The sequence below is a fragment of the Streptomyces sp. NPDC057474 genome (assembly GCF_042802555.1).
Taxonomy (GTDB): Bacteria; Actinomycetota; Actinomycetes; order Streptomycetales; family Streptomycetaceae; genus Streptomyces.
Genome location: NZ_JBHVDX010000017.1, coordinates 1 through 13355 on the forward strand (window position 1 = coordinate 1; position 13355 = coordinate 13355).

General features: G+C 67.2%; 7 protein-coding genes and 4 pseudogenes. 8 read left to right on the forward strand and 3 right to left on the reverse strand.

Going from position 1 to position 13355, the window contains the following annotated elements; genetic code table 11:
* Window positions 1-732, forward strand: a 732-nt coding sequence (locus tag ACFU53_RS07190; protein ID WP_383986975.1) for a biotin/lipoyl-containing protein, incomplete at its 5' end; no start/stop codon positions are given.
* A 464-nt stretch (window positions 733-1196) separates the two neighbouring features.
* Here the strand turns inward: ACFU53_RS07190 and ACFU53_RS07195 are convergent.
* A complete protein-coding gene (locus ACFU53_RS07195; protein WP_383986978.1) occupies window positions 1197-1469 on the reverse strand; it encodes a hypothetical protein in 273 nt (90 codons plus the stop codon).
* Between the two features lie 239 nt (window positions 1470-1708).
* Here ACFU53_RS07195 and ACFU53_RS07200 point away from each other — a divergent pair, with 239 nt between their 5' ends.
* Entirely contained in the window at window positions 1709-2713 is a 1005-nt protein-coding gene (locus ACFU53_RS07200; RefSeq protein WP_383986981.1) for an IS5 family transposase, read from the forward strand.
* A gap of 18 nt (window positions 2714-2731) precedes the next feature.
* Here ACFU53_RS07200 and ACFU53_RS07205 read toward each other — a convergent pair whose 3' ends face one another.
* Complete coding sequence (locus ACFU53_RS07205; RefSeq protein WP_383986984.1) at window positions 2732-3160, reverse strand: VOC family protein; 429 nt, start codon at window positions 3158-3160, stop codon at window positions 2732-2734.
* 363 nt (window positions 3161-3523) lie between these two features.
* On the opposite strand from ACFU53_RS07205, the pseudogene ACFU53_RS07210 reads away from it, so the two are divergent.
* A pseudogene (locus tag ACFU53_RS07210) lies at window positions 3524-4352 on the forward strand (IS5 family transposase).
* A gap of 71 nt (window positions 4353-4423) precedes the next feature.
* On the opposite strand, the gene ACFU53_RS07215 reads toward ACFU53_RS07210, so the two are convergent.
* On the reverse strand, window positions 4424-5494 hold the full coding sequence (locus ACFU53_RS07215) for a calcium-binding protein (protein WP_383986987.1): 1071 nt from the start codon (window positions 5492-5494) through the stop codon (window positions 4424-4426).
* Window positions 5495-5943: 449 nt separating this feature from the next.
* Between ACFU53_RS07215 and ACFU53_RS07220 the strand changes: the two are divergent.
* The 5 genes and pseudogenes from ACFU53_RS07220 to ACFU53_RS07240 form a co-directional block, all read left to right on the forward strand.
* A pseudogene (locus tag ACFU53_RS07220) lies at window positions 5944-6256 on the forward strand (helix-turn-helix domain-containing protein); the annotation flags it as partial.
* A gap of 469 nt (window positions 6257-6725) precedes the next feature.
* Window positions 6726-8307 (forward strand): annotated as a pseudogene (locus ACFU53_RS07225) (right-handed parallel beta-helix repeat-containing protein).
* 300 nt (window positions 8308-8607) lie between these two features.
* A pseudogene (locus tag ACFU53_RS07230) lies at window positions 8608-9711 on the forward strand (polysaccharide lyase family 1 protein); the annotation flags it as partial.
* Window positions 9712-10192: 481 nt separating this feature from the next.
* On the forward strand, window positions 10193-11380 hold the full coding sequence (locus ACFU53_RS07235) for a right-handed parallel beta-helix repeat-containing protein (protein WP_383986989.1): 1188 nt from the start codon (window positions 10193-10195) through the stop codon (window positions 11378-11380).
* An 808-nt stretch (window positions 11381-12188) separates the two neighbouring features.
* Window positions 12189-13340 carry an ABC transporter substrate-binding protein gene (locus ACFU53_RS07240; RefSeq protein WP_383986992.1) on the forward strand — a complete coding sequence of 384 codons (1152 nt, stop codon included), beginning with the start codon at window positions 12189-12191 and terminating at the stop codon, window positions 13338-13340.
* Window positions 13341-13355 lie beyond the last annotated feature (15 nt).

Consider the following 13355-nt stretch of genomic DNA (forward strand, 5'->3'; position numbering starts at 1 on the left):
GCCCCCGGCACCGTCACCACCTTCACCCCGCCCACCGGCCCCGGTGTCCGCCTGGACGCGGGCGTGGAGTCCGGCTCGGTGATCGGCCCGGCCTGGGACTCCCTCCTGGCCAAGCTGATCGTCACCGGCGCCACCCGGCAGCAGGCCCTGCAGCGCGCGGCCCGCGCCCTGGACGAGTTCACCGTCGAGGGCATGGCCACCGCCATCCCCTTCCACCGCGCGGTGGTCAAGGACCCGGCCTTCGGCCCCGAACTGACCGGCTCCACGGACCCCTTCACAATCCACACCCGCTGGATCGAGACCGAGTTCGTCAACGACATCAAGCCCTTCGCGGCCCCCACCGACACCGAGGCCGACGACGACACCGACCGCGAGACGATCGTCGTCGAGGTCGGCGGCAAACGCCTGGAGGTCTCCCTCCCGGCCGCCCTCGGCATGACCCTGGCCCGCACCGGTCTCGCCGCGGGCGCCAAGCCCAAACGCCGCGCGGCGAAGAAGTCCGGCCCGGTCGCCTCCGGCGACACCCTCGCCTCCCCCATGCAGGGCACCATCGTCAAGGTCGCCGTCGAGGAGGGCCAGGAGGTCAAGGAAGGCGACCTCGTCGTCGTCCTCGAAGCCATGAAGATGGAACAGCCCCTCAACGCCCACCGCTCCGGCACCATCAAGGGCCTCAGCGCAGAGGTCGGCGCCTCCATCACCTCCGGCGCAGCCATCTGCGAAATCAAGGACTGAGAGGCCATACACGCCCCGCCGTCCCCCTCCCAGAGGCGGCATTTCCTCCCCGGGATGCGCAGAGCCCGTGCTCCCGCTCTCGGCAACATGGTTCACGCAGGGGTGGCCCCCAGGCCTTCGGACCTGGGGGCTCTTTGCGTTTCAGGCCGCCGGTGCAAGCGGTTCGCGTGCCGTCAGGCGCTCCGCGAGGGCGATGGCACGCTGTTCGGCCGCCAGGCACGAGGTGGGTGTGGCGCAGTACGCCGCACACGTACAGGTTGCGCCCGTCCACCGTGAGCTTGCGCATACCAGAGGTCCGAAGCGGCATCAGGAGGCCGAGGGGCCGGCCGAGGCCTTCGCCCGAACCAAGGAAGACATACGAGCGGCCCAGCTGAACCTGGGTCCAGCTGGGCCACAGCAGGCGCGGAGGGCCGCGCGCGGGACGGTCCTCCGCCAAGGTCAGGACGGTCGTCGAACGTACGTGTTTACGCCCCGACGACGGGGAGGACGAGGCGGGACGGCCGGGCGGCGTCGTGCGCGATCTCCTGCCGGACCGCAAGATCAACAACCGCGAGCGTGTCGCCAACGCTGGCTGTTCGACGCCTCGGTGGCGTCGGCGCAGACGGAACGATCACATCGCGCGACGCCCGCGGCGCGGTGACCCAGGCGGACAAGGACCGGCCCAGCGCGCCCGGGCGCCCGTCCCCGACGGTCAAGCCCGACGCCGCCGCCTCGCCCTCCACCTCGGAGACCTCCATCCAGGCACTGGTAGGGCCCATCGGCTCACTCCGGGACGAGAGATGCGCACCCCCTGGCGGGTTGCCGCGCGTCCGGTGCCGGCGTCAAAGCCCGTGTACGACACCGGTCATCGCACCACCTACCGGCGCAGTGGAGCCGGTCGCAGACGCGGCACCGCGGACGCTAGGGCGCGTCTCGAGTCGTGATCAATCTGCGGGATTCGCCTTCCCGGCGGGGCCTGATCCATAGATCGTTTTGCGTGACGCGAGTACAACTGACAGATGCGGAGTGGGAGTTCATCGGCCCGTACCTGCCGATCGGCGAGTACGGGCCATACCCCGAGCGGCTGCGGCAGCAGTTCGAGGGTGTGATCTGGCGGTTCAAGACAGGCGGGCAGAGGCGGGAAATGCCGCAGGAGTTCGGTGCCTGGTCGACCGTTTCCAACCGCTTCCGGCAGTGGCGTGACGCGGGTGTGTTAGAGGCCCTGATGGAAGGGCTGATCGCGGAGGCTGCGAGACGGGGTGAGGTGGACCTGTCCCTGGTCAGCATCGACTCCACCACCGTGCGGGCCCACCACGGCGCCGCCGGGATACACCTGGACCAGGACGTCATCACCGCGCTGGAGGAGGGCTGCCGCCGAGGAGGAGAAGGCCAGGTCAAAGAGGGAGGCCGCGAAGAACAAAGCGGGCAGGACGCCGAAGCTGATCCCCAACGGGACGAGCGACGACGCATCCGACGTCGGCAAAAGCTCCGGCTGAAGGCCGCCCTCCTCGGACGTTCGAGGGGCGGGCAGACCAGCAAGGTCCACCTCGCCGCCGACCGCAAGTGCCGCCCGCTGGCGTTCGTCCTGACCGCAGGACAAGCCGCTGACAGCCCGCAGTTCATCCCAGTGCTGAGAAGGATCCGCGTCCGCGGTCCTGTCGGCCGCCCCCGCACCCGACCGGAGGCAGTCGCCGGGGACAAGGCGTATTCGTCCCGCGGCAACCGCGCCCACCTGCGCAAACGCCACATCAAGGCAGTCATCCCGGAGAAGAAGGACCAGGCCGCCAACCGGAAGAAGAAGGGCTCCAGGGGCGGTCGGCCCGTCAGCCACGACGTCGCCCTCTACAAGGAGAGGAACACCGTCGAGCGCCTGATCAACAAGCTCAAGTCCTGGCGAGGCATCGCCACCCGATACGACAAGACCCCGGACAGCTACCTCACCGGCCTCCACCTACGAGCCTCGATGATCTGGATCAATGACCTCACCCGAGGCACCCCTTGATCACAGCCCCGTCGCGCCCTAAGGGCGTGCGTAAGGCCGAGTCATGACTTCCATGTTGTGACCGTCCGGGTCGTCGAAGTAGGCGCCGCGACCACCGAATAGACGGTTGATCTGGCCGGGTTCGGTGTGGCTGGGGTCGGCGTAGTAGGTGACCCCGACCACCTCCAGGCGGGTGATAACGGCCTCGAAGTGCTCGTCAGGGACGAGGAAGGCGTAGTGCTGCGACTGGATCGGCTCGTCCCTCTTCTCGTAGTAGTCGAGCGTCACGCCGTTGCCAAGGTCGACGGGCAGGAACGGCCCAAACGGGGCGCCGACCTTCAAGCCCAGGACCGCGGCGAGGAACTCGGCTGACAGGTGCCGGTCGCTTGCGTAGATGGCAGTGTGGTTCAGCTGGACGCTGGCCGCCGACAGCTCGGACTCATGCGGGTACTGCTGTTCAAAGGACATCAGTGGTGTGTCTCCGGTCTTGGGATCCGCTGGAATGGGGCGCCGTATGCGGGCGCCGGGAGCTAAGACGCGGAGAAGGTCGGCGGGCCTCTCGCCCGCCTCGTGCTCACGCCGAGGCCGGGACCCTCACTCGTGCGTGGCCCATGGCCGACCCGGCAGTCACCCGACCGACCTTAGTGACCATCACAGGCTGGGGCAACATCGTTCCTTGGCCGTGCCTGGCCGCGGATCGAGCCGCCGCTGCGTCATAGCGGGTCGTCACAGCTCTGTTGATCACGACCCGATATGCGCCCTAGAGCGTGTCTCTTTGATGGGTTGGCCAATTGATCGGATGCGTCTGTCCGGTTTGTGATCACTGATGCGATGTGGGTCCGGATCGAGCCGTTGATGCCGGCCGATCCGGTCCGTGGACGGCGGTGGGCCAACCACCGCTTCACGCTGGAGGCCATCGCGTGGAAGTACCGCACCTGCTCGCCCTGGAGGGACCTGCCCGATGAGCTGGGTTCGTTCCAGACCGCCCACAAACGCCTGATCAGGTGGGCGGTCGACGGCACGTGGGAACGGATCCTCACCGCCATCCTGGCCTCAGCAGACGCCGGTGACGACGTGAGCTGGACCGTGTCGGTGGACTCAACCGTCTGCCGGGCTCACCAGCACGCCGCCGGAGCAAGGAAAAGGGGGCGGCCGACCGGTCCGAACCCGGCGATCACGCACTTGGATGCTCCCGCGGGGGCTGAGCACCAAGGTGCACCTGGCCAGTGACGGCCGGGCACGACCTCTGGCCCTCATCGTCACGGCAGGCCAGGCCGGTGACGCACCGGCTTTCGAGGCCGTCATGGCCCGGATTCGGGTGCCACGAAGCGGGTTCGGAAGGCCCAGAACTCGGCCCGCAGCCGTCCTCGCGGACCGCGCGTACTCATCCCGCGCGATCCGCGGGCATCTCCGCCGCCGCGGCATCCGCGCTGTCATTCCGCAGCCGGCCGACCAGATTGGCCACCGCCTGCGGCGCGGTCGTCTTGGAGGCAGGCCACCCGGCTTCGACGCCGAGGCCTACAAACAGCGGAACACCGTCGAACGCTGCATCAACCGCCTCAAACAATGGCGCGGCCTGGCCATGCGAACCGACAAACTCGCCATCGCCTACCAGGCCGCACTCCACGTCGCCGCCATCCTCATCTGGACCCGCAACTGACCAAAGAGACCCTATCCAGCCCTTGCGGGCGGGGCTGGTTGGTAGCGGATCGACTAAAGGCGGCGATGGGTTTACTGAAGGTTGCAGGAGATACGGGTTTCCACGCCGAGGCATACGTCGTTGCCGTCGCCGCCGTTGCCGGTATCGGTGCCGCTGCCGCCGTTGAGGGTGTCAGCCCCCGGATCTCCGAACAGTTGGTCATCGCCGCCCTGACCGGAGATCAGATCGTCGCCCTCGTTGCCGTGGATGGTGTCGTCGCCGTCGTCGGGGTTCATCCCGCAACTGGTCGCGGTCCCGACAGCGGCGAAAGTGCCGGTGCCGCCGCAGATCGTGTCGCCCAGGTCAGTGCCGGCGGTCAGGCCGGCACCGGTGATGGTGTCGCCGACGCCGCCACCGGCGATGCTGTCGGCTCCGGGCCCACCGTGGATGACCTGCCGGTGGCCCAGGATGTCGGTGCCGAACCTGCGCGCCCCTGAATAGCAGTACACCAGCCCCTTATCGAAGTCGCCGTTGTCGCCGCAGATGCGGTCGTCGCCGTTGCCGCCGGCCAGCGTGGCACCATCCTCGGGGTCGCCATCTGATGCTCCGCCGATGATGATGTCGTCGCCGTCACCGCCGTTGATGTGTGAGGTCGCACTGCCGCCTCCGCCCAAGATTTCATCGTTGCCGCTGCCGCCGCCGATGGTGCCGGCATTGCCGCGCAGGGACCCTCCGACACCGATGAAGTCGTTGCCGTTGCCGCCGTTGATGGTGCCAGTGTTGCCGATATTGTTATTGCCTTCGCCGACGCGTACAACGTAGACGTCGATACTGTCGTCACCGTCGCCACCGTTGATGGTGCCGGCGTTGCCACGGGCAATGGGAACCCGCGTGCCAAGCTCAAACCCGATATCGATCCGATCATTACCGGCGAGGCCGTTGACCACCGTCCCGGCCTCCACAACGGTGGGGTGGGTGTCATCGCCCCTGCATTCGATGGTGTCGTTGCCCGGGGTTCCGTTGATGACTCTGACGCCGTCGATCACGGTGCCGGCAGTCGACACTCCGTTGACAAGGCAGGGAGCCTGCGCCGCCTGGGCGGGGGTGGCGGTAATACCGAACCCAAGCCCAGAAGTTACGGCGAGGGTGATGACGGCCAGCACGCGGCCACCGATTGTTGGCACTGCAGATCCCTCCTGGGAACCGATAGCCCACATCCCGCCGATAGTCCCGCATCGGGGTAAGTGCGCAGCAGATAGCTATTCGTCAGTTGACATCCCACTCTCTCCCTCCGACGTGGCGCCTGACGCAAGGCACCACCGAGGGCCCGGGCATATTCACTCTGAGGCAGGCGACCGTTGGTGGAGACCCCCGCGTTGGCCGCGAGTGCCCGATCAACTCACGAACGCATCAAGGAGACACGCTCTAGGTACCTTCCTGGTCGATAGCGCACGCGACGACATGGTCCGCAGCCGAACGAATGTGACGGGCGCTCCTGCCTGACGTAGGTCAGCAAGGCACCCGCCGCACCACACCGTGGCCCCAGCCGGTCTCCGCTGAACGAGCAGTTCGCGCGCACGCGGTTCCAGCGGGTCCTGCTCCCGCCAACTCAACCGACATCGGCCTGCGCCACCCCTCCTCTTCGCCCTCCGCGAAGACACCCGGATCCAGGACTACGCCGAAGGTCAGCCCGGCAGGCTCCTCGACACGACAGCGCCCGGCACCGACTTGCTCAACCCCTTGGGCCACATCCGAAAGCCGCTGGCAACAAGACGGTTGCCGTCCGCCACGGCGGCCTGTCCCGGGAAACCATCTATCAACACCTGTGCAGCATCGAGCGTGTCCTCGGCTGCGACCTCGAATCCGGCGAACAAAGCTCGGGACTCCACGTGGCGCTCACCGTGCTCGACGTCCTGCGCGACCGCATCAGAACGGAGGTCACACAGGGCTCGATGAGTGGACCGCACGGCGGCTCCGCGACGGCTCGACCACGAGCATGGCTCAAGCCTCCACCCGTCGGCCGACCGATTCTGTTCATATTTGTGATTAAGGATCACATGCATGTCTATTGACCCGTTCACGGCAAGCTTCTAACTTCAAGGAAAGCGCTTACTCCATCCGGGCGCAATGGACCGCTGAGCACCTCCTCAAGGTGCAGAACCGGGGTCGTACCAGCGCAGCCGGAGCCACTACAGACGAATCAAGCCTTGTGCGCCGCTTCCCTGGCGCAAGGCCTGGACGGCCCCCCATCCGCGAGGAAGGCGCGGACACAGCAGTCCGATGCGGCAATCGCAGATCAAGGCGGTGAATCAAACTGTGCCCGCCTCGCGCTGCCCGACCGCCTTCTTCTCTTGGGCCCTGGTCAGACGAGCCAACCAAACCTGGAGACGAACGATGCAATCAAGACCCGTCACCGCGGGCGCCGGCCCGCTGGCCGGCGCGCTCGTCGCGCTCTCCCCCCACACGGCTCAGGCCGCGGCCACTCGCTATGAGGCCGAGAGGTCTCCGGCGTCCTGTACCGGCAGCATTGACTCCGACTGGGCCGGATACTCAGGCAGCGGATTCTGTAACGGCGACAACGCCGTCGGCGCATACGCCCAGTTCACCGTGATCGCACCCGCACCGGGCACGGCGACACTGACGATCCGGTTCGCGAAACGGAACCACCACCGCACGTCCCGCCAATGTCACGGTGAACGGCTCGGCAGCCACATCGGTGTCGTTCGAGGGCACCGGTGCGTGGGGAACATGGGCGACGAAGACGCTCACGGTGCCGGTGAGTTCGGGCAGCAACACCATCCGGATCAGCCCCACTGCCTCCGCCGGCCTGCCCAACATCGACTACCTCGACGCCGACGTGCCCGGCGACACCACGACACCACCGCCGTCGAGTTCCGCACTGTACGTGGCACCCAACGGCACCGACAGCGCGGCCGGAACCCAGTCGGCGCCGACGACCCTCACCTCGGCGATCAGCCGCATCACCCCCGGCGGCACCATCTACATGCGCGGCGGCACCTACCGCTACTCGCAGACGGTCACCATCCCTGCCGGAGCCAACGGCACCGCGAGCGACCGCACGGAACTGGCCGCATACCCCGGCGAAACCCCGGTGTTGAACTTCTCGGCCCAGACCGAAGATCCGGCCAACCGCGGGCTCGCCGTGAACGGCGCCTACTGGCACCTCAAGGGCCTCGTCGTCGAGCGAGCCGGTGACAACGGGATCTTCGTGGGCGGCAGCAACAATGTCTTCGAGCGCACGGTGACCCGGTTCAACCGCGACACCGGTCTGCAGCTCTCTCGGATGCTCTCCAGCACGCCGAAGGAGCAGTGGCCGTCCAACAACCTCATCCTGAGTGCGGAGTCGCACGACAACGCCGACTCGGACGGCGAGGACGCCGACGGCTTCGCCGCGAAGCTCACCTCCGGCCCCGGGAACGTCTTCCGCTACGCAGTGGCCCACAACAACATCGACGACGGCTGGGACCTCTACACCAAGTCGGACACCGGTGCCATCGGTCCGGTGACCATCGAGGACTCCCTCGCCTACGACAACGGCACTCTCTCCAACGGCGGCCAGGCCGGCAACGGCGACCGCAACGGCTACAAGCTCGGCGGCGAGGACATCAAGGTCAACCACGTCATCCGGCGCAGCATCGCCTACAACAACGGCAAGCACGGGTTCACCTACAACAGGAACCCCGGCACGATGACGATGTCGGACAACATCAGCATCGAGAACGAGGAGCGCAACTTCTCCTTCGACGCCGGCAGTTCGGTGTTCCGGAACAACACCTCGTGCCGCAGCGGCAGCGGCACGAACGACAAGATCGTCCCCACACCCGACAGCACCAACCAGTTCTGGTCCGGTACGAACGGCTCCCGCTGCTCCTCGTACTCCGGCGCCATGAAGTGGTCCTTCGCCTCGGACGGCCGCCTCGTCGTGACCTTCGGCAGCAATCAGGTATCGCCGTAACCGAACCCGCCGCTCAGCGGGCCGGCACGATGCCCTGCCCGTCTGGTCCGGTTACCCGGATGGGCGAACAGGGCGAGGCAGCACCTGTTTTGGCAACGGTCGGACGTGTACGTCGCGGTGCGGGTTCCGGCATGCGTCCACCGCCCCACTCCGCCCGCTTGCGAGGCGACAGCAGACAAGGCGGCCGCACAGCGAGGCTCATCTGCTCTCGTGCGCCGGACCACCCCTTTCCGGCCCTACCAGCGGCCTGCCGAGTGGCAGGACGACACCCAGCATTCGAAGACATACAGGGAGGCGAAGATGAGGAAACCCGTTTCACGGCGGCTTCACGCGGCGCTGGCCACGATAGCTCTCGCGGCCGGGACCGGAACAGTGGTGTCGACACCCGAGGCGTCGGCAGCCACCGGCAGCGTCACCGGCTACGCGACCCAGAACGGCGGGACCACCGGCGGCGCGGGCGGGCGGACGATACGGGCCACCACGGGAACCGCGATCCATGCCGCCCTGTGCGGCAGGGCCAGCAGCAGCACCCCGATCACCATCGAGGTTCAGGGGACCATCAACCACGGCAACACCACGAAGGTGTCGGGCAACAGCTGTAACACCGCCGCCGGTGTCATCGAGCTCAAGGAGATCAGCAACGTCACGATCATCGGGGTGGGCAGCGGCGCCGTCTTCGATCAGCTGGGCATCCACCTGCGTGACGCCAGCAACATCATCATCCAGAACGTGACTGTCCGAAACGTCAAGAAGTCGGGCTCCCCCACGTCCAACGGTGGTGACGCCATCGGTCTGGAGCGCAACGTCCGCAACGTCTGGATCGATCACGCCACCCTGGAAGCGTCGGGCGGGGAATCCCAGGGGTACGACGGTCTCTTCGACCTGAAGGACAACACCCGGTACGTCACCCTGTCCTACAGCATCCTGCGCAACTCCGGTCGCGGGGGTCTCGTCGGGAACAGCGAGAGTGACCTGTCGAACAGCTTCATCACGTACCACCACAACCGGTACGAGAACATCGACTCCCGCGCCCCGCTGCTCCGTGGCGGTACAGCCCACATGTACAACAACCACTACGTGAGCCTCAACGAGTCCGGCATCAACTCCCGCGCCGGAGCTCGCGCCAAGGTGGACAACAACTACTTCGAGGACTCCAAGGACGTCCTCGGCACCTTCTACACCGACGCTGCCGGTTACTGGCAGGTCAGCGGGAACGTCTTCGACAACGTGCAGTGGTCCAGCCCCGGCAGCGAGAACCACCCGGCCGGACCCGATCCACAGTCCAACACCACGGTCGGCATCCCTTACTCCTACAGCCTCGACACGGCCGGTTGCGTGCCGGGCATCGTGAGCAGGACGGCAGGCGCCAACAAGGGTCTGCAAGTGTCTGACGGCAAGTGCTCATAGTGGAACTCCAGTGCGATTTTGTGATCAGGTCGGTGTCGGCTTCCCGGAGGTCGAACGTCAGGTCCGGTTCCCGCAAGCTCCCGACGCCGACGGTGTAACCGGAGGAAGAACCCGCCAACCGGCTGGAGGCGGAGGCGGCGTGGTCACGGACCGACTCCAGGTTCACCCTCGGGCTGGACCTGGATGATCCGGCGTCCGACTGGGCCAGGATCGTCTGCCAGGTGCCGCCGGCCCACCAGCGCGGTTACCGCACTCGTGGACGGTCTGCCAGGGGCCATACGACCCGGCCCTGGCAGGTCCGGCCATGACCCCCAGTACGAGCCTGAACAACACCCGCTGATCAGCCTACGATGATTGGTCCACTTCACCCCGCCACATGATCACGGCTCGGGTTGCCGTGGTCGCCGCGAACAGTTATTCGACTCGGAAAGAGCGCTTTCCCTTCATCCCATGCAAGGCTGCATCCTGGAGACGAATCATGCGCCTGAAGCACGTCGCCGCGTCCACCGCCCTCTCCGGCCTGCTGGCCGGCTTCCTCACCCTGACCTCCGCCGGCGGTGCGCACGCCGCGACCGACCTGTACGTGGCGCCGAACGGCAGCGACAACAACCCGGGGACGCTCACCGCCCCGTTGCAGACGATCCAACGCGCCGTGGATCTGGCGCAAGCGGGGACCACGATCCAGATCCGGGGCGGAACGTACACACCGAGCACAAACATCCAGTTACTCAAGAGCGGCACGGCGAGCCAGCCCATCACCCTGCGCAGCCACAACGGCGAGCGAGTGGTCATCGACGGCGAGAACATGCCGTACACACCAGGCGCGGTGGGCTCTACCATCCCCCGTCCCGAGCGCGGCGCGCTCCACATCGAGGGGGAGCACTGGCGGCTGGTGGGCCTGGAGATAGTCCACGGCCCCTACGGCGTGTTCGGTCTGGACACCAGCAACAACGTGTTCGACCGGCTCGTCACCCGGGACAACTACGAGTCCGGTTTCCACCTCCAGGGCGCCTCGAGCAGCAACCAGATCCTGAACCTGGACAGTCACGGCAACCGCGACCCGCGCAAGAACGGCGAGAGCGCCGACGGCCTGGCCATCAAGGAAGGCTCCGGCAGCGGCAACGTGCTGCGCGGCGCCCGGCTGTGGAACAACGCCGACGACGGCCTGGACTTCTGGATGTTCGACAACTCACCGATCCTCGTCGAGAACACCCTCGCCTGGGGCAACGGGTTCAACCGGTGGAACCTGCCCGACTACCAGGGCGACGGCAACGGCTTCAAGATGGGCGGCAACGGCGTGGCCGCCAACCACACCGTCCGCAACAGCATGGCGTGGGACAACTCCGCCGGCGGCTTCGTCGACAACAACAACCCGGGCAAGATGAAGATCGAACGCTGCACCGCGTGGAACAACCCGAAGACCGGCTTCAACTTCAACCGTTCCTCCAGCACCCTGACAAAGAACGTCGCGGTGGCCAACGCCACCAACGTATCGCTGGGCTCGAACTCCACGGGCAGCGGCAACTCCTGGAACCTCGGCGGTAGTTGGTCGTTCGTCAGCACCAACGCGAGCACGATCACGGGCCCCCGGGCGGCCGACGGCGCCATCCCGTCCTCAGCGTTCCTGCGCCCCAGCAACGGCGCGGACGCCGGGGCACGGTTCTGAGCGGCTTGCCCGAAGACTCCCCAGGAACCTGACGGAACGGTCGTCGTCGTGTATCGCAACCCGTGGGCTGCCGGGACGGGGCAGGGCGGTGACCAGTTACAAGGTGATCTTCTCCGCGTCGTCGAGCAGGTCAAGGGCGAACTCGGCTGGGCCGACTTCCCTGTCCGCACCGACGGTGCGATCCGCCGCCACCGAACTTCACCTCGACTGGTCCGCCGGCCCCACACTCTCCGAGCCGTCCGTAGCCGGCTGACCCCGGCCAGCGGCATGCTCGGAGCTGTCCCGAAGGCCGATGCAGTGGTCGGGCGCCCGATGTCCCTCCGCCCCCGTTCCGGCGAGCGAATCCCGTCTCTGACTGCGCAGGTCGCGCGGGCCAGCAACCCGCCCATGTGGGGCCGCGCGGAGTGGGACGGCGCCCAGGTAGTACGCGCCGCCGCGGCGACTTCCACGAGCGCCTTGGCGTCGTACCAGTCGGGCGCCAGGGACGCCAGGACGGGGCCAGGGCGGGGTCGGAAATCACGGAGGGGGAGGTAAGGGTGGATTATCGGCCGGCGCATTGAAGCCTCCGGCGGGATTCGCCTGACCACCCCCGCGGCCCAACACAGCCTCGGAGCGTCCGTCTCTGCGCAGTCATCCGTTCGGATGGTTTCAGGTTCCATCGTTAGTGTTCCCGGGTCGATCGTTCGGGCGACGCGGATCCGTGCTCGGCCAGGCCAGAATCCTGAGCGTGCCGCCCAGTGCTCCGCATCCTGATTTCCCAGGCGGGCGGCCTCTTCAGCCCCGAGCCGCGAAAGATGGGAATCCTCTTATGACCAGTTTCCTGAACAGACGCCGGGTGCTTGCCGCCGGCGCGGCGGCGATCGGCGGAACGGCTTTGGGCGGGTCGCTCGTGGACAGCGCGGGCGCCACGGCGGCCCCGCGCGCGAAGGCGGCGGATGTGCCGGAAGAGACCAGAACGCTCGACGAGCTCTACCAGGCGGCGCTCGCCGACGGTGGGAACCTCGTCGTCTATGCCGGAGGCGACACCCCGACCCAGCAGGATGCCACCAAGGCCGCCTTCCGTGCCCGGTTCCCCGACATCAAGCTGACCCTGGTGGTCGACTACAGCAAGTTCCACAACGTGCGGGTCGACAACCAGTTCGCGACCCAGACCCTGGTCCCCGATGTAATGCAGCTCCAGACCCTGCAGGACTTCCCCCGCTGGAAGGGGCAGGGTCGGCTGCTGCAGTACAAGCCCGCCGGATTCTCCCAGGTCTACGACAAGTTCAAGGACGCCGACGGGTCCTGGACCGCCATAAGCATCGTCGCCTTCAGTTTCCTTTACGACGTCGCCGCGGCCGGCACCGGCGCCCCGAAGACGCCGCAGGACCTCGTCGGCACGCAGTGGAAGGGGCAGATCGCCTCCTCCTACCCGCATGACGACGATGCGGTTCTCTACCTGTTCAAGCTGTACGCGGAAACCTACGGCTGGGACTGGATCGCCCAGCTGGCGGCCCAGGACATCCAGTTCGGCCGCGGCACCCACACCCCCGGCGTGGCGGTCAACACCAAGCAGAAGATCATCGGTCTCGGTGCGGCCGGCACACTGACCGCTCCGTCGACGGCCGCCACGAAGTGGGTAGCGGCCGACGGCCACCCGTTCATGGGCTGGGGCCAGCGAGCCGCGATCCTCAAGGACGCCAAGAACCCCACGGCCGCGAAGCTCTACCTCAACTGGCAGATCTCCGCCGCGCGCCAGCAGGCCGCCGCCTGGAACGGCTGGTCGGTCCGCACCGACGTCACCCCGCCCGGCGGCCTGGCGCCGATCTGGCAGTACCCCGATGCCCACGTCGACGGCTTCCCCCGCTTCATGGCGGACCGTGCCGAGATCGAGCGCTGGAAGCAGACCTTCGCCCTCTACTTCGGAGAGGTCAAGGGCGACCCGAGCCCGGGCTGGCTCGGTCTCCACCCCGGTGCGTAGGACGCGGGGCGTGGG